The organism is Microbacterium sp. ZKA21 (assembly GCF_050434165.1).
GTDB lineage: Bacteria > Actinomycetota > Actinomycetes > Actinomycetales > Microbacteriaceae > Microbacterium.
On the sequence record NZ_JBNPVV010000004.1, the window covers coordinates 319410 to 344707 of the forward strand.

The 25298-nt window shown below is 68.6% G+C and carries 26 protein-coding genes; 22 read left to right on the plus strand and 4 right to left on the minus strand.

Translation table 11 applies throughout. The features are described from left to right. Positions 1–5 precede the first annotated feature (5 nt). From ftsE to smpB, 3 genes are read left to right on the plus strand one after another with little or no spacing between them, the layout of a single operon-like run. A complete protein-coding gene (gene ftsE / locus M2317_RS11070) occupies positions 6–1034 on the plus strand; it encodes a cell division ATP-binding protein FtsE (protein WP_429460128.1) in 1029 nt (342 codons plus the stop codon). After that, positions 1031–1945, plus strand: a complete 915-nt coding sequence (gene ftsX / locus M2317_RS11075) for a permease-like cell division protein FtsX (RefSeq protein WP_429460130.1) — start codon at positions 1031–1033, stop codon at positions 1943–1945. Before ftsE ends, ftsX begins: the two co-directional genes overlap by 4 nt. A gap of 51 nt (positions 1946–1996) precedes the next feature. Next, the gene (smpB, locus tag M2317_RS11080; RefSeq protein ID WP_429460131.1) at positions 1997–2473 is read left to right on the plus strand and encodes an SsrA-binding protein SmpB; all 477 of its coding nucleotides are present in this window, start codon (positions 1997–1999) and stop codon (positions 2471–2473) included. 3 nt (positions 2474–2476) lie between these two features. On the opposite strand, the gene M2317_RS11085 is transcribed toward smpB, so the two are convergent. Further along, positions 2477–4336, minus strand: coding sequence for a prolyl oligopeptidase family serine peptidase (locus M2317_RS11085; RefSeq protein ID WP_429460133.1), 1860 nt, complete (start codon positions 4334–4336; stop codon positions 2477–2479). A gap of 194 nt (positions 4337–4530) precedes the next feature. On the opposite strand from M2317_RS11085, the gene M2317_RS11090 reads away from it, so the two are divergent. Together M2317_RS11090 and metE are read left to right on the plus strand one after the other, a co-directional pair. Beyond that, on the plus strand, positions 4531–5481 hold the full coding sequence (locus M2317_RS11090; protein WP_429460135.1) for a methylenetetrahydrofolate reductase: 951 nt from the start codon (positions 4531–4533) through the stop codon (positions 5479–5481). Between the two features lie 22 nt (positions 5482–5503). Continuing rightward, positions 5504–7819, plus strand: coding sequence for a 5-methyltetrahydropteroyltriglutamate--homocysteine S-methyltransferase (metE, locus tag M2317_RS11095; protein WP_429460137.1), 2316 nt, complete (start codon positions 5504–5506; stop codon positions 7817–7819). 63 nt (positions 7820–7882) lie between these two features. Here the strand turns inward: metE and lexA are convergent, their stop codons facing one another. Next, positions 7883–8569: a transcriptional repressor LexA gene (gene lexA / locus M2317_RS11100; RefSeq protein WP_429460139.1), complete on the minus strand. Its 687-nt coding sequence runs from the start codon at positions 8567–8569 to the stop codon at positions 7883–7885. A gap of 282 nt (positions 8570–8851) precedes the next feature. Between lexA and M2317_RS11105 the strand changes: the two genes are divergently transcribed. From M2317_RS11105 to M2317_RS11130, 6 genes are all read left to right on the plus strand, one after another. After that, positions 8852–9211 (plus strand): LysM peptidoglycan-binding domain-containing protein, encoded by a 360-nt coding sequence (locus tag M2317_RS11105; protein ID WP_429460140.1) that lies wholly within the window; start codon positions 8852–8854, stop codon positions 9209–9211. 46 nt (positions 9212–9257) lie between these two features. Further along, the gene (locus tag M2317_RS11110; protein WP_429460142.1) at positions 9258–10349 is read left to right on the plus strand and encodes a histidinol-phosphate transaminase; all 1092 of its coding nucleotides are present in this window, start codon (positions 9258–9260) and stop codon (positions 10347–10349) included. Beyond that, complete coding sequence (hisB, locus tag M2317_RS11115; RefSeq protein ID WP_429460144.1) at positions 10346–10945, plus strand: imidazoleglycerol-phosphate dehydratase HisB; 600 nt, start codon at positions 10346–10348, stop codon at positions 10943–10945. Before M2317_RS11110 ends, hisB begins: the two co-directional genes overlap by 4 nt. After that, entirely contained in the window at positions 10942–11574 is a 633-nt protein-coding gene (gene hisH / locus M2317_RS11120; protein ID WP_429460146.1) for an imidazole glycerol phosphate synthase subunit HisH, read from the plus strand. The genes hisB and hisH overlap by 4 nt, the downstream gene beginning before the upstream one ends. A 113-nt stretch (positions 11575–11687) precedes the next feature. After that, positions 11688–12434 (plus strand): bifunctional 1-(5-phosphoribosyl)-5-((5-phosphoribosylamino)methylideneamino)imidazole-4-carboxamide isomerase/phosphoribosylanthranilate isomerase PriA, encoded by a 747-nt coding sequence (gene priA / locus M2317_RS11125; protein ID WP_429460147.1) that lies wholly within the window; start codon positions 11688–11690, stop codon positions 12432–12434. Continuing rightward, a complete protein-coding gene (locus tag M2317_RS11130; protein ID WP_429460148.1) occupies positions 12418–13203 on the plus strand; it encodes an SseB family protein in 786 nt (261 codons plus the stop codon). Before priA ends, M2317_RS11130 begins: the two co-directional genes overlap by 17 nt. A gap of 319 nt (positions 13204–13522) precedes the next feature. Here the strand turns inward: M2317_RS11130 and M2317_RS11135 are convergent, their stop codons facing one another. Next, a complete protein-coding gene (locus M2317_RS11135; protein WP_429460150.1) occupies positions 13523–13909 on the minus strand; it encodes a DUF1844 domain-containing protein in 387 nt (128 codons plus the stop codon). Positions 13910–14114: 205 nt separating this feature from the next. On the opposite strand from M2317_RS11135, the gene infC reads away from it, so the two are divergent. The 3 genes from infC to rplT all read left to right on the plus strand — a co-directional run bounded on the left by infC (position 14115) and on the right by rplT (position 15476). Continuing rightward, a complete protein-coding gene (gene infC / locus M2317_RS11140) occupies positions 14115–14786 on the plus strand; it encodes a translation initiation factor IF-3 (protein WP_429460152.1) in 672 nt (223 codons plus the stop codon). A 75-nt stretch (positions 14787–14861) separates the two neighbouring features. Then, entirely contained in the window at positions 14862–15056 is a 195-nt protein-coding gene (gene rpmI, locus M2317_RS11145; RefSeq protein ID WP_017828564.1) for a 50S ribosomal protein L35, read from the plus strand. 33 nt (positions 15057–15089) lie between these two features. Further along, positions 15090–15476 (plus strand): 50S ribosomal protein L20, encoded by a 387-nt coding sequence (gene rplT, locus M2317_RS11150; RefSeq protein WP_376179528.1) that lies wholly within the window; start codon positions 15090–15092, stop codon positions 15474–15476. A gap of 54 nt (positions 15477–15530) precedes the next feature. Here rplT and M2317_RS11155 read toward each other — a convergent pair whose 3' ends face one another. Further along, a complete protein-coding gene (locus M2317_RS11155) occupies positions 15531–15947 on the minus strand; it encodes a DUF2809 domain-containing protein (RefSeq protein WP_429460155.1) in 417 nt (138 codons plus the stop codon). 94 nt (positions 15948–16041) lie between these two features. Between M2317_RS11155 and M2317_RS11160 the strand changes: the two genes are divergently transcribed. The 8 genes from M2317_RS11160 to M2317_RS11195 all read left to right on the plus strand — a co-directional run bounded on the left by M2317_RS11160 (position 16042) and on the right by M2317_RS11195 (position 25274). After that, complete coding sequence (locus M2317_RS11160; protein ID WP_429460157.1) at positions 16042–16854, plus strand: TrmH family RNA methyltransferase; 813 nt, start codon at positions 16042–16044, stop codon at positions 16852–16854. Positions 16855–16935: 81 nt separating this feature from the next. Beyond that, positions 16936–17685, plus strand: a complete 750-nt coding sequence (locus M2317_RS11165; protein ID WP_429460159.1) for an amino acid ABC transporter ATP-binding protein — start codon at positions 16936–16938, stop codon at positions 17683–17685. 45 nt (positions 17686–17730) lie between these two features. Next, the gene (locus M2317_RS11170; protein WP_429460160.1) at positions 17731–18636 is read left to right on the plus strand and encodes a glutamate ABC transporter substrate-binding protein; all 906 of its coding nucleotides are present in this window, start codon (positions 17731–17733) and stop codon (positions 18634–18636) included. A 62-nt stretch (positions 18637–18698) separates the two neighbouring features. After that, the gene (locus M2317_RS11175; RefSeq protein ID WP_429460162.1) at positions 18699–19346 is read left to right on the plus strand and encodes an amino acid ABC transporter permease; all 648 of its coding nucleotides are present in this window, start codon (positions 18699–18701) and stop codon (positions 19344–19346) included. After that, positions 19343–20263, plus strand: a complete 921-nt coding sequence (locus M2317_RS11180) for an amino acid ABC transporter permease (protein WP_429460164.1) — start codon at positions 19343–19345, stop codon at positions 20261–20263. Before M2317_RS11175 ends, M2317_RS11180 begins: the two co-directional genes overlap by 4 nt. 41 nt (positions 20264–20304) lie before the next feature. Further along, entirely contained in the window at positions 20305–21345 is a 1041-nt protein-coding gene (gene pheS, locus M2317_RS11185; RefSeq protein ID WP_429460167.1) for a phenylalanine--tRNA ligase subunit alpha, read from the plus strand. After that, on the plus strand, positions 21345–23846 hold the full coding sequence (gene pheT, locus M2317_RS11190) for a phenylalanine--tRNA ligase subunit beta (protein WP_429460168.1): 2502 nt from the start codon (positions 21345–21347) through the stop codon (positions 23844–23846). The genes pheS and pheT overlap by 1 nt, the downstream gene beginning before the upstream one ends. A 267-nt stretch (positions 23847–24113) precedes the next feature. Further along, positions 24114–25274 carry a glycoside hydrolase family 3 N-terminal domain-containing protein gene (locus M2317_RS11195; RefSeq protein ID WP_429460170.1) on the plus strand — a complete coding sequence of 387 codons (1161 nt, stop codon included), beginning with the start codon at positions 24114–24116 and terminating at the stop codon, positions 25272–25274. Positions 25275–25298: the final 24 nt, after the last annotated feature.

Here is a 25298-nt window from a genome sequence, read left to right on the forward strand (position 1 = left end):
GCGCCATGATTCGGTTCGAGAACGTCACCAAACGCTATCGGGGCACCAAGCGCCCCGCCCTGTCAGGAGTCGACTTCGAAGTCCAACGCGGGGAGTTCGTCTTCCTCGTCGGTGCTTCGGGCTCCGGGAAATCGACCTGCCTGCAGCTCATCCTGCGCGAGGAGGTCCCCTCCACGGGGCGCGTCGCTGTGCTCGGTCGCGACCTCCGCTCGCTCGCCAACCGCAAGGTGCCGTACTTCCGCCGCCACATCGGCTCCGTGTTCCAGGACTTCCGACTGCTGCCGTCGAAGACCGTCTATCAGAACGTCGCGTTCACGCTGCAGGTCACCGGCTCCTCGCGCGGCTTCATCCAGCAGGCCGTGCCAGAGGCGCTCGCACTCGTCGGGCTGGACGGCAAGCAGAAGCGGATGCCGCACGAACTGTCCGGCGGAGAGCAGCAGCGCGTCGCGATCGCGCGCGCGATCGTAAACCGACCGCAGATCCTGCTGGCCGATGAGCCGACCGGAAACCTGGACCCCGCGACCTCGGTCGGCATCATGCAGCTGCTGGCACGCATCAACGCGGGCGGCACCACCGTGCTGATGGCGACGCACGAGGCCGCTTTCGTCGACCAGATGCAGCGCCGCGTGATCGAGCTCCGCGACGGTGAGATGGTCCGCGACGAGGTGCACGGCGGATACGGCGACACCTCGGCCATTCCTCTGCTCGCTCCCGCGCAGGAGCGCGGTGCGGCAGCCGCCGCGGCGCTCACCGCCGTGCAGGAGGTGCAGCGCGAGACGGCCTCCATCCCGCCGCTGGACGCCGAGACGCTCGCGCGCATGCGGGACGTGAAGAACCGAGCGGCGACCGGACCGGTCACGACGGCCCCGGCATCCGCACCGACCGCGGCTGACGCCGCAGCCGCGGTGCCGGAACAGGCACCGTCCCTGACGCATCCGATCGCCCTCCCCGAGGTCGACATCGCCGAGGTGGGGGTGGCCGATCGTCTCGGACTCACAGACAAGGACGACGACGAAGTGGGGCCGACGACATGAGGATCGGACTCATCCTGACCGAGGCCCTGGTGGGGCTTCGGCGCAACGCATCCATGGTCATCTCCGTCGTGCTGGTGACGTTCGTCTCCCTCACGTTCGTCGGCGCCGCCATCCTGATGCAGGAGCAGATCTCCACGATGCGGGCCTACTGGTCCGAACGCGCACAGGTCGCGGTCTACATGTGCTCGCCGGTCTCCGAGACCGAGACGTGTCTGGACGGCGAGGCGACGCAGGAGCAGCTGGATGCCGTGCAGACCGAACTCGACGGCGATGCGCTGTCGCCGCTCATCGGCAGCGTGCGTTTCGAGGACAAGGCCGAGGCGTACGCGAATCTCGTCGAACTGGTCGGCGAGGAGCAGGCGGGCGTGCTCACCGAGGATCAGATGCAGCAGAGCTTCTGGGTGACGCTGAAGGACCCTGCCCAGTCCCGCGTGATCGCCGAGTCGTTCACCGGTGTGCAGGGCGTCGAGGAGGTGGTCGATCAGTTGAAGTATCTGGATCCGCTCTTCTCCGCCCTGACCGTGGCCACGTACATCGCCGTCGGCATCGCCGCCCTCATGCTGATCGCCGCGGTGCTGCTGATCGCCACAACCATCCGATTGTCGGCCTATGCCCGGCGCAAGGAGATCGGCATCATGCGCCTGGTCGGCGCATCGAACAGGGTGATCCAGACGCCGTTCGTCCTCGAGGGCGTGTTCGCGGCCTTCCTCGGTTCCGTGCTCGCCAGCGCGGCAGTGCTCGCCGGGATGCACTTCGGCGTCGACGGCTATCTCCGAGGGCGGGTGCCGTCGATCACGACCTGGGTCTCGATGCAGGACGCCGCACTCGTGGTGCCGATTCTCATCGTGATCGGCGTCGTGCTGGCGGCGCTGTCGGCCGGCTTCGCGATCCGTCGCTGGTTGCGCACCTGATAAGCTGACAGGCTGTCGTGCGCCCGCACGGCGCGGACACAGGAGTGCAGTATGCCCAGGGAACGCGGGGAGAAGGTCGTCGCGACCAATCGTCGCGCACGTCACGACTACAACATCGAGAAGTCGTACGAGGCGGGACTCGTGCTCACCGGCACCGAGGTGAAGTCGTTGCGCCAGGGGCGCGCCAATCTCAGCGACGGCTACGCGTTCATCAAGGCAGGCGAGGCGTTCCTCGATTCGGTGCACATCCCGGAGTACTCGCAGGGGCACTGGACCAATCACGCCTCCAAGCGCGTCCGAAAGCTGCTGCTGCACCGCGACGAGATCGACAAGCTGCAGCATGCCGTCTCCGCCGGCGGCTACACCCTGATTCCGCTCAAGCTGTACTTCTCCGACGGCAGGGCCAAGGTCGAGATCGCACTGGCCAAGGGCAAGCGCGAGTTCGACAAGCGCCAGACGCTGCGCGAACGTCAGGACACCCGCGAGGCGGAGCGCGCGATGCGCCTGCGCAACCGCGTCGGCGAGTAGCGGTCACCGTTCGGGGCGGAATCCGAACACGCGGCCGAGGAAGCCCAGTTCGCGCTCGAGCGCATCGATGATCGTCTCCGCGCTGCGGAACCCATGGCTCTCGTCCGGGTACACCACGAACTCGTGGTCGATGCCGCGCGCGGCGAGGGCATCCCGGATGGCCTCGGACTGCGACGGCGGCACGACGGGGTCGTCCGCCCCCTGCAGCAGCAGGACAGGGACCTCGATGCGGTCCGCGTTCGTCAGCGGTGACCGCTCGACGTACAGGGCCTCCGCTTCGGGCAAGGGGCCGACGAGTCCGTTCAGGTACTCCTTCTCGAAGTCGTGCGTGTCTGCGGCGAGGGCGCGCAGGTCGGTGACCCCGTACCGGCTGATCCCGGCGCCGAAGACACGGCCGCGGACGAGGGCTGCGAGCACGGTCCAGCCGCCGGCCGAACTGCCGCGGATCGCGATGCGCGCGGGGTCCGCCAGGCCTGCCTCCGCCAGCCCGCGCGCAGCGGCCAGAACGTCATCGACATCGACCACGCCCCAATTGCGGTCCAGGCGCTCCCGATAGGCGCGTCCGTAGCCGGTCGAGCCCCCGTAGTTGACATCCAGTACGCCGATGCCCCGGCTCGTGTAGTAGGCGATCCCCGCGGACGCGGCGCCGGTGACATGGGCGGTGGGCCCACCGTGCACGAACACGATGTACGGCGGCAACTCGTCATCCGGCGCAACGGCTTCGGGGTGCGCCGGTGCGTACGCGAAGGCGTGCACCGGACCATGAGCGCCGTCCACGATGATCGGCTGCGCCGGCGGCATCCACGCGGCATCCACCGGGTGGCCTCCGACGATCGCTGCGGCGGCGCCCGAGTCGATGTCGACGGACCACAGCCCGGGGGAGACCGTCGATCCCGTTCCCGTCAGGAGCACGCGCGACCCCTGGACGTCGTCGATGCTCACGTGACCGTCGCCGGGGACTTCGAGCACGCGGAGCCGGCCGTCCTGATCGATCACGACGACCTCGTCGCGTCCGTTCGTGCGCACGGCGACGATGCGCCCGTCGGCCACGGGCTGATACCAGCGGTTGCCGAGCACCCACAGTCCGTATCCGGTGTCCGCATCGGCCGGGGTGATCGCGATGCCGGTGGACGGCGTAACGCCGGTCGTTTCCACGCGATGCAGCGTCCAGCGGTCGTCGGGGATGTCCGCGTACAGCAGCTCGCCGTCATCGGCCCATTCCGGCTGCAGCGCCGCGCGAGTCGGCATCACAGCGGCCTCGCCGCCGACCCGCGCAATGCCCACCTGGGCGCTCTCCCACGGCATCCGATCGCCCTGCCACTGGACCCAGGCGATCCGCGTGCCGTCGGGGGAGAGCGCGGGGTGGGCGAAGAAGCCGGGGCCCTGCGCGTGCACGCGCACGGCGGACGGATCGTCCGCGGCCGAGCCGTCGGTCGGGATCTCCACGATCGCGCGCTGGTGCGGGTCGGCCGTCAGGTCCTCGCGGACGGCGAGCAGTCGGCCGTGCTGGAGGCGCAGACCGCCGTGGGCCGGCCCAGGTGCGGTCAGCGGCTGCGGCGCTCCGCCCGGCACCAGCCGGTGCACCTGCTGGCCGCGGGCCTCGACGAAGTACAGGATGCCGTCGGCATCCGCCGTCCAGGATCCGCCGCCGTACTCGTGCACGCGCGAACGCGCGCTCCATGGTGCCGGGAGCACCTCGGCCCCCGTCGAACTGCGCACGGTCACGCGCCCGCCTTCCGACGGCACGGACTCGCCCCACCAGATCTCGTCTCCGACGAAGCGGGCGCCGTCGATGCGGGGAGCGGATGCCGCGATATCGGCGGCGTGGAACGGCGATGGCCAGGAACCGAACGGCTGGGGCATGCTCCGAGCCTACGAGACGCACGCCACACGACACATGGCGTCACACAGGTGCGCGCGGTGCGCCCGGTGCCTTACCTTCATGGAAACGCCCCGTTCGCCCTGGAGCGTGGAGCGACAGCCGAGCCCGGCATCCGCCCGCGAAGCGCAGGTTCTTCGCGGCCGCCCCGTGTCCGCACTGTCAGCAGGAGAGAAACATGACCTCCGAGGACTCCACCCCCGTCGGTGCCTCGCGCGTGCCGTTCTCCTTCGAGCTGTACCCGCCGCGCACGCCGTCCAGCGCGGACGCACTGCATGAGACCGTGCTCCGCCTGGCGGCCGCAGGCCCCGCATTTCTGTCGGTGACGTACGGTGCCGGCGGATCGACGGGAGGGCGCTCGCTCGAAGTGCTCCGGTACATCCGAGCGCACACCGACGTCGAGCCGCTCGCCCACCTCACCTGCGTCGGCAACACGTACGCCGGTGCCAATCAGCTCATCCGCGAGTTCCTGGATGCCGGCATCCGCAGCTTCCTCGCTCTCCGCGGCGATCCGCCGACCGGTCAGGACGAGCCGTTCCTCGGCGACCTCGAGAGCGCCGCGCAGCTCGTGCAGCTGATCGATCGGGTGCAGGCGGAGCGCGCTCCGTACGAGGAGTCGCCCGTTCCGGGCATCCCCGGCGCCGCGCGCGTCGGACCGCGCCGGAAGGTGAGCATCGCCGTGGCGGCGTTCCCGAAGGGGCATCCGCGCTCGGCGCACCGCACGCAGGATGTCGAGGCGCTGCTGGCCAAGCAGGCGGCTGGTGCGACCTTCGCCATCACGCAGCTGTTCTTCCACCCGGACGACTACCTGGCGTTCGTCGAGCGCGCGCGCCGCGCCGGCGTCACGATTCCGATCCTCCCGGGGATCATGCCGATCACCTCGCCCACGCGCCTGACCAGAGTCCTCGAGCTCACCGGCGAGGAGATCCCCGGCGAGCTCCAGGTCGCCCTCGAGGTCGAGCCGACGGTCGAGGGACGCAGGGCGATCGGCGTGGACTGGGCCGCGCGGCTCGCCCGCGAGGTCGTCGCGGGCGGCGCACCCGGTGTGCACCTGTATGCGTTCAACCAGCACGAGACGGTCCTGAACGTCCTCGAGTCGGCCGACATCCTCCCCGCTCTTCACCACTAGACCCCTCCTGAAAGGACCGACCATGACTGCATTTCCCGAGGGCACCATCCTCGGCTACCCCCGCATCGGGCGCCGCCGCGAACTGAAGAAGGCCGTCGAGGCGTTCTGGGCCGGGCGGATCGACGAGCAGCAGCTCGAGGCGACCAGCGCCGAGCTGCGCGCCGCGACCCGCGAGCGCCTCGCATCGCTGGGTCTGGGCCGCACGGATTCCGCGATCCCCGAGTCGTTCTCGTACTACGACCAGGTTCTGGATGCCGCGGTCACCGTCGGTGCGATCCCTGCGCGTTTCGAGAACCTGCGCGACGCGGACGGCACCATCGGACTCCCGGCGTACTTCACCGTCGCCCGCGGCGAAGGCGACCGCGCGCCGCTGGAGATGACCAAATGGTTCGACTCCAACTACCACTACCTCGTGCCCGAGATCGGTCCGGAGACGTCGTTCTCGCTCTCCAGCGACCGCCTCGTCCGCGAGGTCGTCGAGGCCGCCGCTGCCGGATTCGTGACGCGTCCTGCCATCGTCGGGCCGGTCACGCTCCTCGCCCTGGCCAAGGCCTCGGATGACGCGCCGGAGGGCTTCGACCCGCTGTCCCGCCTCGAGGACGTGCTCCCGGTCTACGTCGACCTGCTCGCGCGTCTGCGGGCCGCCGGTGCCGCCTGGGTACAGATCGACGAGCCCGCCCTGGTCAGCGAGTCGCTGCCGGCGTCGACCGCGCAGCTCACCGCTGCCGCGGAGCGCGCGCTCGCCGTGCTCGGCGGGGCATCCGAGCGTCCCGCGATCCTCGTCGCTGCTCCCTACGCGTCGCTGGATGCCGCCTTCCCCGTGCTGTCCGCCGCACCGGTCGAGGCGATCGCCGTCGACCTGGTCCGCGGCTCCGTTCCCGCGGCCGCCGCAGGGCTTGCGGACAAGGTGCTCGTCGGCGGTGTGATCGACGGCCACAACATCTGGCGCGGCGACCTCGCAGCGGCGTTCGACCGGCTCGAAGCGCTGAAGGCGCTCGGTGCGGCAGGGATCGCGGCCTCGACCTCGACCTCGCTGCTGCATGTGCCGCATGACGTCACGGACGAGTACCAGCTCGACGGTCGTCTGGTCTCCTGGCTCGCCTTCGCCGACCAGAAGGTCGCGCAGGTGGTCACGCTGGCCCGCGGTCTCGCCGAAGGACGCGCGGCGATCCAGGACGAGCTGGACGCGGCATCCGCGGCTCTGGCGGACCGCCTGTCGGCACCAGGAGTCCGCGACGGCGGCGTGCGCGCCCGCACCCTGTCGGATGCCGACTTCTCGCGCGTCTCCTACGCGGAGCGCGAGGCGGCGCAGGAAGAGGCCCTCGGCCTCCCCGCGCTCCCGCTGACGACTATCGGTTCGTTCCCGCAGACCGGTGACATCCGCCGTGCGCGTGCGCGCTTCACGCGCGGCGAGATCACCGAGGCGGAGTACCAGGAGTTCCTGCGTGCGGAGATCGACAGCGTCGTGGCGTTGCAGGAGGACCTCGGCCTCGACGTCCTCGTGCACGGCGAGCCCGAGCGCAACGACATGGTGCAGTACTTCGCCGAGAACCTGGACGGATTCGCGGTCACGGAGAACGGCTGGGTGCAGTCGTACGGATCGCGCGCCACCCGCCCGTCGATCCTGTGGGGCGATGTGTCCCGTCCCGCGCCGATCACGGTGGACTGGTCGACCTACGCCCAGTCCCGCACGGCCAAGCACATGAAGGGCATGCTCACGGGACCCGTCACGATCCTCGCCTGGTCGTTCGTGCGCGACGACCAGCCGCTCGGCGAGACGGCCAACCAGGTCGCCCTCGCGCTGCGCGAGGAGATCACCGATCTCGAGAAGGCCGGCATCGAGATCATCCAGGTCGACGAGCCCGCGCTGCGCGAGCTGCTGCCGCTCAAGCAGGCGGACCAGGCCGCGTACCTGAAGTGGTCGGTGGACTCGTTCCGCCTCGCCACCGGCGGAGCGGTCGCGGCGACCCAGATCCACACCCACCTCTGCTACTCGGAGTTCGGCGTCGTGATCGACGCGATCCGGGCGCTGGATGCCGACGTCACGTCGATCGAGGCGGCACGCAGCCGGATGGACGTCGTGGACGACATCGTCGATTCCGGTTTCGACCACGGCATCGGGCCGGGTGTCTACGACATCCACTCGCCGCGCGTTCCCTCCACGGACGAGATCGAGGCGCTGCTGCGCCGTGCGGCGGCCGAGATCCCGAACCGTCAGCTGTGGGTCAACCCGGACTGCGGTCTGAAGACCCGCGGGTACGACGAGACGACCGAGTCGCTGCGCAACATCGTCGAGGCCACCCGCCGCGTCCGCGAGGACGTGTCAGTGGCGATCTGATCGCACCAGGACAGCAGAGCGGCCTCTCCCGATCGGGAGAGGCCGCTCTGCTGTCGAAGGGGATCAGACCGCGCGCAGCACCGCGACGACCTTGCCCAGCACGGTCGCGTCGTCGCCAGGGATCGGCTCGAACGCGGAGTTCCGCGGGAGCAGCCAGGTGTGGCCGTCACGGCGTCGGAAGGTCTTGACCGTGGCCTCGTCATCGAGCATGGCGGCGACGATCTCACCGTTCTCCGCCGTGTTCTGCGTGCGCACCACGACCCAGTCGCCGTCGCAGATGGCGGCATCGATCATCGACTCGCCGTTGACCTTGAGCATGAACAGCTCGCCCTTGCCCACGAGCTGGCGCGGCAGGGGGAAGATCTCCTCGACCTGCTGCTCTGCAGTGATCGGCACGCCGGCCGCGATCTGCCCGACGAGGGGCACGAGCGCTGCGTCGCCGACGGGGGGAGCCGTGTCCGCCGGGTTCTCGGTGCCGCTGCCCGGCAGATCGATCAGCACCTCCATGGCGCGCGTCTTGCCCGGGTCACGGCGCAGGTAGCCGCTGAGCTCGAGCTGGCCCAGCTGATGCGTGACGCTCGAGAGCGACTTCAGTCCGACGGCGTCGCCGATCTCGCGCATGCTCGGCGGATAGCCGTGCCGCGCGATCGACGTCTGGATGACTTCGAGGATCGCCATCTGCTTGGCGCTCAGGCTCTTGCGTCGACGAGTGCGCGGTGCCTCGGTGCCGGGGGCTGATGCGTCGCTCATGGCTGCTCCTTCGTTGACCGATCGGGTGTCCGGCATCGATGTCGGAGGCCCGTGGTGAGGTGTCGTTAGCGAAACCGTATCCGAGATTCCGCGTGCGGGGAAGATCTGTTCGAGCGTGTCGGAGGATTCGACGATCCGGTTTCGAAAAAGACTTGACAGTCATTCGAAATCGAAGATACATTCGGTACGTAGCTTCGCATCCCCCACTCCCGGCCGAGTGGGGAATGCGAACGCTACGCCAAAGTCTCCCGATCGGGAGAGGAAGTACGAGGAGCAGCGATCATGAGCAGCATCAGCGTCACCGCACCGTCCATCCGTCCGTCCGCGGCAGTCACCCGGCTGCGTCTGACGGCACGGGGTCGCCGCGTCCTGCTCGCCCTCGCCGCGCTTCCCCTGGCGGTCGGTCTCGCCTTCGCGGCGCTCAGCGGCGGATCCGCCTACGCCGGTGGTGAGGAAGTGACCTCGTCGTTCGAGACGGTCACCGTCATGCCCGGCGACACTCTCTGGTCGATCGCGGAGGAGATCGCGCCCGGTGCCGATCCGCGTGACGTGGTCGACGGCCTGCAGAAGCTGAACCTGCTCGAAGGCGGCACGCTGATGATCGGTGAAGAACTGGCGATCCCGGCGGCCTACGCGGGTTGAGACGCTTCGTCATATCGGCCTCGGGCGGTGGAGCCGTCTCGGTAGCATGGGGCGGGTGACCTCCCTCGATGACCTTCCTCTCCGCGATGATCTGCGCGGCCTCACCCCGTACGGCGCTCCGCAGGCGCCGCTTCCGGTCGCGCTGAACGTCAACGAGAACACGCACCCGATTCCGGATGCCGTCGCCAGTGACATCCTCGACGACATCGCGGTCGCTCTTCGCGACGTGAACCGCTACCCGGATCGCGAGTTCACGACGTTGCGCGAGAGCTTCGCGGACTACCTGGGCCACGGGCTGTCGGCGGATCGGATCTGGGCGGGCAACGGATCGAACGAGGTCCTGCAGCACATTGCGCAGGCCTTCGGCGGACCGGGGCGCACCGCCTTCGGTTTCGCCCCGACGTACTCGATGTATCCGCTCATCACGCAGGGCACCGGATCCACATGGATCGCAGGCAAGCGCGAGCCGGACTACACGGTGACGCCGGACGACGCCGCCGCACAGGTGGCGGCCGTCGAACCGGACATCGTCCTGCTGTGCTCGCCGAACAATCCGACCGGCACACCGCTCGGCCTCGATGTCGTCGAGGCGGTGTACGAAGCATCCCGTGGCATCGTCGTCGTCGACGAGGCCTATCAGGAGTTCGCCCCTCGCGATGAACCGTCAGCGCTGACGCTTCTGGAGGGTCGCCCGCGTCTGGCGATCTCGCGGACCATGAGCAAGGCGTTTGCGTTCGCGGGTGCACGTGTCGGCTATCTCGCGGCCGATCCGGCTTTCATCGACGCTCTGCGCCTCGTCCGGTTGCCGTATCACCTGAGCGCTCTCACCCAGGCCGCGGCGATCGCGGCATTGCGCAACGCCGACACCATGCTCGCGATGGTCGACGAGATCGTCGAGCAGCGTGATCGGATCACGGCGACGCTCGAAGCGCTGGGCTACGCGCCGCACGAATCCTGGTCGAACTTCGTCCTGTTCGGCGGGGTGGTGGATCCGAAGGCGACCTGGCAGGCGCTGTACGACCGGGGGGTTCTCGTACGGGATGTGGGCATCGCAGGGCACCTGCGCGTCACGGCAGGCACCGAGGCCGAGACGACGGCGTTCCTGGACGCGCTGGCATCGATAGAATCGGCCTCATGAGCCGCACCGCCAGCCGCACCCGCAGCACGTCCGAGTCGTCCGTCGAACTCGAGCTGAACCTGGACGGTTCCGGCATCAGCCACATCGATACGTCGGTGCCGTTCTTCGATCACATGCTGACCGCTTTCGCGAAGCACTCGCTGACGGACCTGACCGTGCGCGCGTCCGGCGACACCGGCATCGATGCGCACCACACCGTCGAGGACATCTCCATCGTGCTGGGTCAGGCGATCCGTGAGGCGCTGGGCGACAAGTCCGGCATCTCCCGCTACGGCGATGCGCTCGTCCCGCTGGACGAAGCGCTCGCTCAGGCCGTCGTCGACATCAGCGGTCGGCCGTATCTCGTGCACTCCGGCGAGCCCGCCGGCTTCGAGCACCACCTCATCGGCGGACACTTCACCGGCTCTCTCGTGCGCCACTCCTTCGAGGCGATCACGTTCAACGCCGGGCTCACCGTCCACGTGCGCGTGCTCGGCGGACGCGACCCGCACCACATCGCCGAGGCCGAGTACAAGGCCTTCGCGCGCGCCTTCCGCCAGGCCAAGGCGCTCGACCCGCTGGTCTCCGGCATCCCGTCCACCAAGGGCGCGCTGTGAGTCGTCCTCGCGTCGCCGTCTTCGATTACGAGTCCGGCAACGTCCACTCCGCAGTCAAGGCGCTGATCGCCGCTGGCGCGGATGCCGTGCTCACCGGAAACAGGGCCGAGGCGCTCGAGGCGGACGGCCTCGTCGTGCCCGGCGTCGGCGCGTTCGCGGCCGTGCGCGAGGCTCTTGCGGCCCACGGCGGTGACGAGATCATCGAGCGCCGCCTCGCCGGCGGTCGCCCTGTGCTCGGGATCTGCGTCGGAATGCAGGTGCTGTTCGAACACGGCGTCGAACGGGGCATCGACACCGAGGGCCTGGGGGAGTGGCCTGGTGCCGTCACCGAACTCGACGCGCCCGTTCTGCCGCACATGGGCTGGAACACGGTGACGCCGGACGAGGGCAGCGTGCTCTTTCGTGGTATCGAGGAGGAGCGCTTCTACTTCGTGCATTCCTTCGCCGCGCAGCACTGGGAACTCGACGTCATGCCGCCGTTCCCCGAGCCCGCGCTGACGTGGACGACGTACGGTTCGCCCTTCCTCGCCGCCGTGGAGAACGGGCCACTGTCCGCGACCCAGTTCCACCCGGAGAAGTCCGGCGAGGCCGGCATCCGGCTGCTGCGCAACTGGGTCGGAACGCTCTGAGCGGACGACGCGCACCGTCACGCGGGCGTCATCGTTTTGAACCGTGCCGCAGACGGGACTAGTCTCGTGTCTCGTGCCCGCGAACGGTGCACATTCATCCACCCGAGGACGACATGAACGACTTCGCGTCAACACCCAGCCTGACCCTTCTCCCGGCCGTCGATGTGGCCGGCGGCAAGGCGGTGCGTCTCACCCAGGGTGAGGCGGGCAGCGAGACCAGCTACGGCGACCCGCTGGATGCGGCGGCTGAATGGGTCGACCAGGGTGCCCAGTGGATCCACCTCGTCGACCTCGATGCCGCGTTCGGGCGCGGCTCGAACGCGAACATCCTCCGCAAGGTCATCAAGCAGTTCCGCAGCGTGAACGTGGAGCTCTCCGGCGGCATCCGCGATGACGCGAGTCTGGAGGCGGCGCTCGAGACCGGTGCTTCCCGCATCAACCTCGGCACGGCCGCTCTGGAGAACCCGGAATGGGCGGCCGACGTGATCAGCCGCTACGGCGAGGCGGTGGCCGTCGGGCTCGACGTCCGCGGCACGACGCTGGCAGCACGCGGCTGGACCGAAGAGGGCGGAAACCTCTGGGAAGTGCTCGACCGTCTGGAAGAGGCCGGCTGCAGCCGCTACGTCGTCACCGACGTGACCAAGGACGGCACGCTGCGCGGCCCGAACCTCGAACTGCTGCGCGAGGTCACCTCGCGCACCCCGAAGCCCGTCGTCGCCTCCGGCGGCATCTCGAGCCTCGATGACATCGCGGCTCTGCGCGAGCTCGTGCCGCTGGGTGTCGAGGGTGCGATCGTCGGCAAGGCTCTCTACGCCGGCGCGTTCACGCTGGCAGAGGCACTGGATGTCGCGGGAGACTGATTCCTGCGATCACCCGGACGCAGGCGATTCGGCCGGTGTTCCCTGGGCGGGGCGCAGCTTCGAGTCCAACCCGCACGCCGCGGACGACGGGTCAGCCGACCCGGCGCTGCTCGCTGCACTGCTGCGCTTCCGTGCGGGAGCCGGCAGTCAGGCCGAGGTCGTCGACGCGTTCCGTTCGGCGCGCGTCCTGATCCCGCTGATCGCCGAGAAGGGCGAGGAGGGCATCGCGCCCTCGGGGCTCGCGGTGGACAAGACGCAGGAGCTGTCGATCGTGACGGTCGCGGCCCCCGACGGACGACGTGTCCAGCCCGTGTTCTCCTCGGTCGATGCGATGCAGCGGTGGGATGCTTCGGCGCGGCCGATACCGGTCGAGGCCGTGCGCGCCGCTCTGGCGGCGTCAGCCGAAGACACGGATCTGATCGTGCTCGATCCGACGAGCGATACCGAGTTCGTGCTGCGCCGCCCGGCGGTGTGGGCCGTGGCGCAGGGGCATGCCTGGGAACCGAGCTTCCTCTCTCCCGAGGTCTATGCGGCGCTGCAGGAGAGCGTCGCGCACGAACTGGCCGTGATCGATGTCGCCGTGGCGCCGGGGGACCCCGACGCGCGGCTGCGCGGCCCAGAGCTCGTCGTCGTCCTCGAACTGGTCGACGGGTTGGAGCGCGAGGTCCTCGATGCCGTGCTCGCCCGCCTCGCGCAGCGCTGGGCCGCCGACGACCGCATCGCGGTCCTTGCGGATTCCCTGACGGTGAAGCTCCGCCGTTCCGCCTGAACCCGAGAAACCACTTTCCGCTCGAGAAACACCCGCAGACATGGTTTCTCGAGCCCGGATTGGTTTCTCGACTCCGCCCGCCTCCTCTCCTCATCCACCGGTTCAGCGACGAATGCGAGCGAGCAGCCGGAGTCAGCAGGGGCGTCGCGGGAGCTTCCTCCTCATCCACCAGTCAAGGACTCGCGAGGGCGCAGGTCCGGAGGGCGCAGGGGCGCCGACCGGAGCGAGCATCGGGAGGGGCCCGCGAAGCGGGAGGGTCCCCGCTCTGCGAGCGAAGGCGGCGCCCCGGAGCCCGCAGGACCGGAGCCCGTCGACCGGGTTACGTGACCGGCCCCGTCCACTTCTCGCCCGGCCCCTTGCCGATCGGGTCCGGGATGGCGGATGCCTCGCGGAACGCGAGCTGCAGCGACCGCAGTCCATCGCGCAGCGAGCGGGCGTGCATGTCGCTGATCTCCGGTGCCCCTGCGGTGATCAGGCCGGCCAGTGCGTTGATGAGCTTGCGCGCCTCGTCGAGGTCGAGCTGATTGTCCGGGTCGTCGGCCAGGCCGAGCTTCACGGCCGCCGCACTCATGAGGTGCACGGCCGTGGTGGTGATCACCTCGACCGCCGGAACGTCGGCGATATCGCGGGATGCGGCGGTCGCGGCATCCTCCTGCCGAGCCCACTCGTCGTGCCGGTGGTCGTCGCCTGATGCCTGAGTCGTCACTTCGCCTTGCCTTCTGTTAGACTGTGCCGGGCTCCGGAACGTTTTGTTCCGGTACGAAAGAGGATTCACTTCCCACCCGCGCTTGCCGTTCCAGGCTACCGGGTCTAGCACTCCGCCGGTTCCGTTCGAAAGATCGACCGGTAGACAGGGTGCCAGCCGGCGTCTGAATGCCGGTGGGTGGGAGACGATTCTGATTTCGCCCGGGATGCCGACAGCATCCTGGTGGCCGAAACCATCGTCTAAGGAGTTCCGCATCAGCGATCCCCGCACCAATGAGCGCATCCGCGTCCCCGAGGTCCGCCTCGTCGGTCCCGCGGGTGAGCAGATCGGCGTCGTCCGCATCGAGGCGGCGCTGCGCCTCGCGCAGGAAGCCGACCTCGACCTCGTCGAGGTTGCCCCCAACTCGAAGCCGCCCGTGGTCAAGATCATGGACTACGGCAAGTTCAAGTACGAGGCCGCCCAGAAGGCGAAGGAAGCTCGCCGCAACCAGGCGAACACGATCCTCAAGGAAGTCCGCTTCCGTCTGAAGATCGAGGCTCACGACTACACGACGAAGCTCAAGCGTGCCGAGGGCTTCCTGAAGGCCGGCGACAAGGTCAAGGCGATGATCCTGTTCCGTGGACGCGAGCAGTCGCGCCCCGAGCAGGGTGTGCGCCTGCTCCGCAAGTTCGCGGAGGATGTCGCCGAGTTCGGAACCGTCGAGTCGAACCCCACGATCGATGGACGCAACATGGTCATGGTCGTCGCTCCGCTGAAGAACAAGTCCGAGGCGAAGGCCGAGCAGAACGCCGTCCGCGACGCACAGCGCGCCGCGAACAAGCAGGCCGCCCGCGACGGCAAGACCACGGATGCCGTGGACGAGGCCGCCGCGGAGTAACGCCCGCCCCACAGACTCCCGCATTGCGCGGGTGAACACCGTCGCCTGAGAAGGCGCCATACGAAGGAAGAGAAGATGCCGAAGCAGAAGACCCACTCGGGTGCTAAGAAGCGCTTCAAGATCACCGGAAGCGGAAAGCTGAAGAAGCAGCAGGCCGGTATGCGCCACAACCTCGAGCACAAGTCGAGCCGTCGCACCCGCCGCCTCAACCAGGACCAGGTGCTGTCGAAGGCTGACACCAAGGTCGCGAAGAAGCTTCTCGGTCGCTGACGCGCCCGAACGCACGAACAGGAACACAGGAAAATGGCAAGAGTCAAGAGGGCGGTCAACGCCCACAAGAAGCGTCGCGTCATCCTCGAGCGCGCGTCCGGTTACCGCGGTCAGCGTTCGCGTCTGTACCGCAAGGCCAAGGAGCAGGTCACTCACTCCCTCGTCTACGCGTACCGTGACCGTCGCAAGCGCAAGGGCGACTTCCGTCGTCTGTGGATCCAGCGCATCAACGCTGCGGCCCGCCAGAACGGCATCACGTACAACCGCTTCATCCAGGGCCTCGGCCTCGCGGGTGTGCAGGTCGACCGTCGCATGCTCGCCGAGCTCGCGGTGAACGAGCCGGCCACGTTCGCCTCGCTCGTCGAGACGGCCAAGAAGGCTCTGCCTTCGGACGTGAACGCACCGAAGACGGCTGCGTAAGCATCCTCTCGGAAACGGGCGTCCTCCTTCGGGAGGGCGCCCGTTTCGTCGTTCCTACGCCGTGTGCGAGCGCGGACGTGTGGCACGCGAGATCACGACATCCACGATCATCGTGATCACGACCGCTGCCGCGTAGACGAGCAGATCCCGCTGATCGAATCCGGCACCGAGGACGAGCGCGGCCGGCGGGAAGACGGCCGCGGCCTCGCGGGGGATGCCGGTGAGCTGCAGGAACTCCACCAGGGCGCAGAGGATGAGCGCGAGCGCGCCGATCAGGCGCCGCGGGCTGCGCGGGGCGAGCAGGGCGAGCAGCAGATACAGGAGAACCGCGTAGAGCGCGTCGCCGACGATGTCTCCGGAATCACCCGACCCGTACCGGTGCACGAGGAGCCCCGCAGCGATCGTGAGGACGGCCGCCGTGCCTACGGCGATGCGCCGATGGGCGGGGGAGCGCGGGACGGCGGAGGGCACCAGGGCACACTAGCCCGCTGATCTGCGTGGACGCCGAGTGAACAGCGCTCCGCGATGCGCGCGGGAGCGGTCCCCGTGTCCCTAGACTGAGACCGTGCTGGAGAATCCCCGGTCCCCCCGCGTTCGCGCCGTCGCCAAGCTCACCAAGCGCAGTGCCCGCACCGAGACGGGCCTGTTCCTGCTGGAGGGTCCGCAGGCGGTGCGCGAAGCGCTCTCGTACCGCCCCGAGGCGATCGTCGAGCTGTTCTCTACGCCGACCGGGTGGGAGAAGCATCCCGATATCCGCGCCAAGGCGAGCGAGCACGGCGTCGAGGTGGAGTACGTCACCGAGTACGTCCTGAACGCGATGGCCGACACGGTCACGCCGCAGGGGCTCGTCGCGGTGGTCCAGCAGACGCCGACGGCGGTGAAGGAGATCTTCGCGGCATCCCCTCGTCTGATCGCGATCTGCGAGGAGGTGCGGGATCCCGGCAACCTCGGCACGATCATCCGGGCAGCGGATGCCGCCGGCGCGGACGCTGTGGTCCTTACCGGCCGCACCGTCGACCCCTACAATCCGAAGGTCGTCCGGGCGACCACCGGTTCGCTGTTCCACCTGCCCGTGTCGGTCGGCGGGGATCTGGTGGATGTCGTCTCCCGAGCCCGTGCCGCCGGCATCACCGTCCTCGCGGCCGACGTGAAGGGCGACGACCTGCTCGCAGCCCGCGCCGAGGGTGTGCTGGACGGGCCGACCGCCTGGCTGTTCGGCAACGAGGCGCGCGGACTCGAGGACGCGTCGCTCGCGCTGGCGGACCGTGCGCTCAAGCTGCCGATCTTCGGACGTGCGGAATCCCTGAACCTCGCCACCGCGGCGAGCGTCTGCCTGTACGAGAGCGCGTTCACGCAACGCGCCGCTGCCGCGCGCTGAACGATTCCGCCCGGTTACAACTATGTAACTCGGGCGGTTCGGCTCTGGTTCCGGCGCCCGCCGACTCCTAGGGTGGGGAGCATGACCGAGACTGGTGCACCCCTTGTCGTCGTGGACAACGTCCAGAAGCACTACGGCGAGTTCCAGGCACTGACCGATATCAACCTCACCGTCGGCAAGGGCGAGGTCGTGGTGGTGATCGGGCCGTCCGGGTCGGGCAAGTCGACGCTGTGTCGCACGATCAACCGACTCGAGACGATCACGAGCGGCCAGATCTCGATCGATGGCAAGGAGCTCCCCGCCGAGGGCAAGGGACTCGCGCACCTGCGAGCCGACGTCGGCATGGTGTTCCAGTCGTTCAACCTCTTCGCCCACCTGACGATCCTCGAGAACGTCACGCTCGGGCCGATCAAGGTCCGCGGCATGAAGAAGGCGGATGCCGAGAAGGAGGCCATGCTGCTGCTGGACCGCGTCGGCGTGGCGCAGCAGGCGACCAAGCTCCCGGCTCAGCTCTCCGGCGGGCAGCAGCAGCGCGTCGCGATCGCACGGGCGCTGGCCATGAACCCCAAGGTGATGCTGTTCGACGAGCCGACGAGTGCGCTCGACCCCGAGATGATCAACGAGGTCCTCGACGTCATGGTCGGGCTCGCCCATGACGGGATGACGATGATCGTCGTCACACACGAGATGGGCTTCGCCCGCAAAGCTGCGAACCGTGTCGTCTTCATGGCGGACGGGAAGATCGTCGAAGAGGCCACGCCGGAGGAGTTCTTCACGAAGCCGAAGAGCGACCGTGCGAAGGACTTCCTCTCGAAGCTCCTCACCCACTGATCCGACTTGACCATCCTGCACACACAGCACACGAAGGAGACGCACATGCGACGCACACGGACACTGGCAGGGATCGGGATCGCGGCAGCAGCGCTGCTCGCGCTGACCGCCTGCAACAGCGGCACACCGACCGATCCCGGTGGAGACACCGACGGCGGCGACACCGGCGAGGAGACGACCTGGTTCGAGGTGGCCGAGGACGTCACGCTCGAAGGCAGCCCCACGTTCGACAACATGAGCGCGCGCGACGGCGTGATCATCGGCGTCAAAGAGGACCAGCCCGGTCTCGGCTACCTCGACGTGACGACTCAGGAGCGCACCGGCTTCGACGTCGACATCGCGCGATGGATCGCGGCCTCCCTCGGCTTCGACGAGGACCAGATCGAGTTCAAGGCGATCGCGTCCGCGAACCGCGAGCAGGCGCTCGTGAACGGCGACATCGACTACTACGTCGGAACCTACTCGATCACCGATAAGCGCAAGGAGATCATCGACTTCGCTGGTCCGTACTTCATCACTGGGCAGGGACTCCTCGTCGGCAGCGACAGCGACATCAAGAGCGAAGCGGACTTGAACGCGGACACCACAGTGTGCTCTGCGACCGGCTCCACTCCGATCCAGAACATCCGGGACAACTACCCGGAGGTTCCGACTCGCGAGTTCGACCTGTACTCGGCTTGTGTCGAGGCACTGCTCAATGGCGAGGTCCAGGCAGTCACGACCGACCAGGCGATCCTGATCGGCTACGCAGCCCAGGACCCGGACAACCTCAAGGTCGTCGGCGAGCCGTTCACTGAGGAGCGCTACGGCGTCGGCCTCACCAAGGGCGATGCGGCGCTGCAGGAGCACATCAACACGCTCTTTACCGACGGCGGCGACATCTGGCAGGCGATCTTCGACGCGAACCTCGGTTCGTCGGGTATCGAGGTCGAACAGCCCGCGGTCGACTGATCGGCTCAAGAGGGACGGTCCTCAGGACCGTCCCTCTTCGACACACGGAAGGGGAGGGCGGCGTGGACGTCATCTTCGGGAATCTCGACCTGTGGGGCGAGGCACTGGGCAACACCCTGGTGCTGTTCTTCGCCGGCGGCGCGCTTGCAATGGTGATCGGCGTGCTCGTCGGCGCCATGCGTGTCGCGCCCGTGCCTATCGCGCGCGGGGTCGGGACGGTATACGTCAACCTGGTCCGCAACACGCCACTGACACTCGTCTTCTTCTTCTTCATCTTCGGCTATCCGCAACTGGGACTTCCCAAGGTCGATCCGACGGTCCTGGGCATCTTCGCACTGGGGATCTATACCGCGACGTATGTTGCCGAAGTGATCCGCGCAGGCATCAACACGGTGCCGACAGGGCAGGCGGAAGCAGCGCGGGCGATCGGCCTGCCATTCGGACAGGTGATGACCCTGGTCGTGCTGCCGCAGGCGTTCCGTTCGGTGGTGCCGCCGATGATGAGCGTTTTCATCGCGCTCCTCAAGAACACGACCGTTGCGGCCGGATTCTCCGTGGTCGAGCTGGGTGCCGTCCGGTCGTACATGAGCGAACGCGGGGAGAATGCGCTGGTCGTCCTACTGTGGGTGGCTGTCATCTTCGTGGCGCTCGTCATGCTTCTCAGCTGGCTGCAGCGCTATCTCGAGAACAAGTGGAGGATCGCGCGATGACTTCCGTCCTTTACGACGTGCCCGGCCCGAAGGCGATACTCCGCAATCGGATCCTCGGCGTGGCCACGGTCATCGTCGTCCTCGCTGTCCTCGGCTTCGTCTCCTACCAGTTGTGGCAGAGCGGACAGTTCGAGGCTTCTCGCTGGTACGTCTTCACGTTCTCCGCTGTCTGGGTGCAGATCTTCGACGCTCTGGGGCGGACGCTTGCGGCGTTCGGCCTGGCGGCGGTTCTGAGCCTGATCCTGGGCTTCGTGCTCGCGATCGGCCGGTTGTCGGAGCATGCCTGGGTGCGCGTCCCCGTGACGGTCGTCACTGAGTTCTTCCGGGCTGTCCCGGTGCTGGTCTTCATGATGCTGCTGTATTACGGCCTTCCTGTGATCGGTGTCAGGATGCCGCCGTACTGGGCCGTGGTCATCGCGCTCATGATGTACAACGGGTCGGTACTTGCCGAAGTGCTGCGCGCCGGCATCGAATCGTTGCCCCGCGGCCAGAAGGAAGCCGGCTACGCGATCGGGCTGCGCAAGAACGGCGTCATGCGACTCATCCTGCTGCCACAGGCCGTCCGGGCGATGCTCCCGGTGATCGTGGCTCAGCTCGTGGTGACCATGAAGGACACCGCTCTCGGATTCATCATCACGTACCCTGAACTGCTGTATTTCGCGAAGCTGCTCGGATCGCAGCAGGGGCGTCCCATCCTGCAATCGGCGTTCATCATCGGCGGTATCTACATCGTCATGTGTCTGATCCTCTCGGGGATTGCGAAGTACATCGAGATCCGCACGCGTCGGTCACCGAAGCTCCGGGCGATCGCGAATGCGCACAACCCGGCGGCGGATGACGAGTCGACGCTGACAGAGGCGATCGCGCTGCAGAAGGGTGCGGGCAAGCACGATATCGGAGGGATGCCGGGAATCTGACGTACCGGCGCGGCCACCGCGCGCCGGTAGACTCGATTCTCGTGTCAGACGTACCCGAGATCACGCCCGAGGCGGTGGAGACCGCCGTCGCAGCAGCGCTTGATGCGATCCGCGCCGCAGCCAGCACCGCAGAGCTGAAGGCCGCGCGCGCCGCGCACGTGGGGGAGGGATCGCCGCTGGCGGTCCTGAACGCCTCGATGCGCCAGGTGGCACCCGAGCACAAGGCGGCGTTCGGCAAGCTCGTCGGCCAGGGCCGTGGCCGGGTCACCCAGGCGCTCGCAGCCAAGGAGACCGAGCTCGCCGAGGCCGAGACCGCCGCCCGCCTCGAGGCGGAGCGCGTCGACATCACCGCGGTGTCCTCGCGCACGCGCGTCGGCGCGCGGCATCCGCTGACCCTGCTCCAGGACGAGGTGTGCGACATCTTCGTCGGGATGGGCTGGGAGATCGCGGAGGGGCCGGAGCTCGAACACGAGTGGTTCAACTTCGACGCCCTGAACTTCGACGTCGACCACCCCGCTCGTCAGGAGCAGGACACTTTCTACGTCGACCCGACCTCGCGCCACCTCGTGATGCGCACGCACACGAGCCCCGTCCAGGTGCGCTCGATGCTCGACCGCGAGGTGCCGATCTACGTGCTGTGCCCCGGTCGCGTTTACCGCACCGACGAGTTCGACGCGACCCACCTGCCCGTGTTCACCCAGTTCGAGGGCCTCGTCATCGACAAGGGCATCACGATGGCGCACCTGAAGGGCACGCTCGACCACTTCGCGCGCCAGCTGTTCGGACCGGAGGCGAAGACGCGCTTCCGCACCAACTACTTCCCGTTCACCGAGCCCTCTGCCGAGCTCGACCTGTGGCACCCGACGTTCAAGGGCGGCGCGCGCTGGATCGAGTGGGGCGGCTGCGGCATGGTCAACCCGAACGTGCTGCGCGCCGCGGGTATCGACCCCGAGGAGTACAGCGGGTTCGCGTTCGGGATGGGGATCGAGCGGGGCCTGATGTTCCGCAGCGATGTGAAGGACATGCGCGACATGGCCGAGGGCGATGTCCGCTTCAGCGAGCAGTTCGGGATGGTGGTGTGATGCGCGTCCCGCTTTCGTGGTTGCGTGAGTACGTCGATGTGGCTGCGGATGCCACCCCCGAGGACGTCTTCGCGGCGCTCGTGGCCGTCGGCTTCGAGGAGGAGGAGATCCACCGGTTCGAGATCTCCGGCCCCGTCGTCGTGGGGCAGGTCCTCTCGTTCGAGGAGGAGCCGCAGTCCAACGGCAAGACCATCCGGTGGTGCCAGGTCGATGTCGGCGAAGCGAACGGCGGTGCCCGCGGAATCGTGTGCGGTGCCAGCAACTTCGCCGTCGGCGACAAGGTCGTGGTGACCCTGCCCGGCGCAGTGCTCCCGGGTCCGTTCCCGATCGCGGCCCGCAAGACCTACGGGCACGTGTCGGACGGCATGATCGCCTCGGCCCGCGAGCTCGGTCTGGGCGACGAGCACAACGGCATCCTGGTCCTGTCCACGCTGGGTCTCGATCCCGAGGTCGGCATCGACGCCCTCGCTCTGCTGGGGCTGGACGATGTCGCCGTCGAGATCAACGTCACCCCGGACCGCGGGTACGCGTTCTCGCTCCGTGGCGTCGCGCGCGAGTACGCGCACGCCACAGGGGCCGACTTCCGCGACCCGGCCGAGCATGAATGGGACGACGTCGCCCCCGGCACCGGGTTCCCGCTGGCCGTCACCGCCGAGCCGCTGCGTGAAGCGCCGGCCGTGCAGGAGTTCGTCGTGCGCGTGGTTCGCGACGTGGACCCGACGCGTCCGACTCCGCCGTGGATGGTCTCGCGCCTGGCTCTCGCCGGCATCCGCTCGCTCGGTGTGCTGATCGACATCACGAATTACGTCATGCTCGAGCTCGGCAACCCGATCCACGGCTACGACCTGGACAAGCTGTCCGGCGGCATCACGGTGCGCCGTGCGCAGCAGGGCGAGACGATGACGACCCTGGACGGCCAGGAGCGCGCTCTGCACGTCGAAGACCTGCTCATCACCGACGACTCGGGGCCGATCGGTCTCGCCGGCGTCATGGGCGGCGGAACGACCGAGATGTCGGATGCCACTCGCAATGTGCTGATCGAGGCCGCGAACTTCGACTCGGTGTCGATCGCCCGCACCGCCCGCCGGCACAAGCTGCCCAGCGAGGCGTCCAAGCGCTTCGAGCGCGGTGTCGACCCGCTCATCCCGTTCGTCGCCGCCCGCCGCGTCGCCGACCTCATGGTCGAGCTCGCCGGCGGCACGCTGGACGAGATCGGCGGCGCGCTGTACTCCGAGGTGGAGATCGCAGGCATCGACCTCCCGGCCGAGTTCGTTCCCGGCCTGATCGGCGTGGACTACGAGGATGCCGAGATCGTCGATGCCCTCGAGATGATCGGCGCCGAGGTCACCGAGACGTCGGACGGCTGGTTCGTCATCCCGCCGAGCTGGCGGCCCGACCTCACGGACAAGTGGACGCTCGCCGAGGAGGTCGCCCGCATCCACGGTCTCGACCGCATCCCCTCGGTGCTGCCGACGCCGCCGTCCGGGCGTGGGCTGACCGCGATGCAGCTCGGCCGTCGTCGTGTCGCGAACGCGCTGGCTGCCGCCGGCCTCGTCGAGACGCCGGCATTCCCGTTCACGACCGAGGCGCACAACGATCTGCACGGGTCAACGACGGGGGAGCACCTCCCCAGCATCCGTCTGGCCAATCCCCTCGACGGACAGGCTCCGTTCCTGCGTCGCTCGCTCATCCCCGGACTTCTGCAGACGGCGCATCGCAACATCGCCCGCGGCCTGACCGACATCGCGATCTTCGAGACGGGCGTCGTCTTCCTCCCTGAGGCCGGTGTCGTGTACGGCACGGACGAGGTTCCGCCGCTCGGTGCGCGTCCGTCGGACGAGACGCTCGCCGCGCTGAACGCGTCGATCCCGCCGCAGCGCCGCCACATCGCAGCCCTGTTCACGGGTAACGCGACGCCGCGCCAGCCGGGCCGCGCCGCCGAGGCGTACGGCCTGAGCGATGCACTGGATGTCGTCCACGTCATCGCCGCGGCCGCGGGCACCGAGATCGACGTCGTCCAGGGGCAGCGGGCGGCGCTTCACCCGGGGCGCACCGGAGTGCTCAGCGTGCGCGGGGCCGAGGTCGGCTATGTGGGCGAACTGCACCCTGACGTCGCATCCGACGCGGATCTCCCCGGGCGCGCTGTCGTGCTCGAGCTGGATCTCGACGGCATCCTCGAGCTCGCCGGCCACCGCGTGGTGGCCGAGAGCCTGTCGACGTTCCCCGCAGCGACGCAGGACGTGTCGCTGGTCGTGCCGGCGGCCCTCGCCGCCGGCGATCTGCGCGAGGCGCTCGTCGAGGGCGCCGGTGAGCTGCTCGAGTCGCTGCGGCTCGTCGACGACTACCGTGGCGACGGCCTTCCGGATGGCGCGAAGAGCCTGACGTTCGCGCTGCGCTTCCGTGCGCCGGATCGGACGCTGACCGCTGCCGAGGCGACGGAGGCGAAGCTCGCCGGCGTCGCCGTCGCGACCGAGCGCTTCGGAGCGACGCTGCGGGAGTGACCCACCCTTGTCGCGCCGCTTTCGTTCGCCGTCCTTTCTCGTTCGTTGAGCGAGGACGGCGGAGCCGCCCGAGTCGAAACGCGCTGAGGGGCTGAAGCTCTTCGACCGCGACGGCGTTTCGATTCGCGGAGACCTGCACTGAGCGAGCGGAGCGAGTCGAAGTGTCGCTCAACGAGCGAGAGGCGCGGGCGAACGCGTTTCGGCTCGCTCGACGAGCAAGAGGACGGTGCCCACCCGCTCGAGTGAGGAGTGCGTCAGGATGGAAGCATGACGATCTCGCAGCGGCGCCTGCGGTGCGCCGCGGTGCTCCTGTCGCTGGGCTTCGGCCTCGTGGCGTGCGCGCCGGGCGCGAGCACCCTGGAGAGCGCGTCGCCCGCGCCCTCGGCGACACCGACCCCGACCCCTACGCCCACTCCGAAGACCGAGATCCAGCTCGCGGCCGAACGCGTCGCGGAGATGCCTCTTCGAGAACAGGCGGCCCTCGTCACCATGGGCTACGCCGATGGTACGGACCCCTCCGCCCTCGCCGCCTACGTCGCAGGCGGGCCGCGCGGACTGATCCTGATGGGGAACAACATCCCCGCCTCGCCAGAGCAGCTGCGATCGCTGACGGATGCCGTGCACGCGGCATCCCCCGATGCGCTCATCGCGACGGATGAGGAGGGCGGCGACGTCGCCCGGCTGCCGTGGGACGATCTGCCTTCCGCACGGACGCTGAAGGACGAGGATGCTGTGGCCGCGCAGGCCGCGTTCTCGGCGCGCGGTCAACTGCTCGATCAGGGCGGCATCGACATCAACTTCGGCGTCGTCGCCGACGTGCCGCGCTCCGACGGGTCTTTCATCTTCCGGAGGTCGTACGGGACCGATCCGCGGGCGGTCGCCGAGCGGGTCGCCGCGGTCGTCACCGGGGAGAAGGGGCTGGTCGCGACGACTCTCAAGCACTTTCCCGGACACGGAGCGGCTGAGGGCGATTCGCACCATGCCATCCCCACGACCGGCCTGTCGCTGGACGAGTGGCGAGCGGTCGATGCGCTGCCGTTCCAGGCCGGGATCGACGCCGGCGCAGAGCTCGTCATGATGGGGCACCTGAGGTTCACCTCGGTGTCGGACCGTCCGGCGACGCTGTCACCGGAGTGGTACGGGATCCTCCGAGACGAACTCGGGTTCACGGGCGTCGCCGTCACCGACGATCTCGGGATGCTGCTGTCCTCCGGAGATCCGGCCTACGCGGATCCGGTCACGAACGCCGTCATGGCCGTCGACGCGGGTGCGGACATGGTGCTGACGATCGCGGGCTCGAGCCCGGATACGGCGACGCGGATCATCGACGCGCTCGCTGCGCGCTCGGCATCCGATCCCGCGTTCGCAACCCGTCTGGCGGAAGCCGCGACGCGTGTAGCGGCCCTGTCCGCGTCCCGGACGCCCTGATCCTGGCCAGGGCGCGCGGGAGCC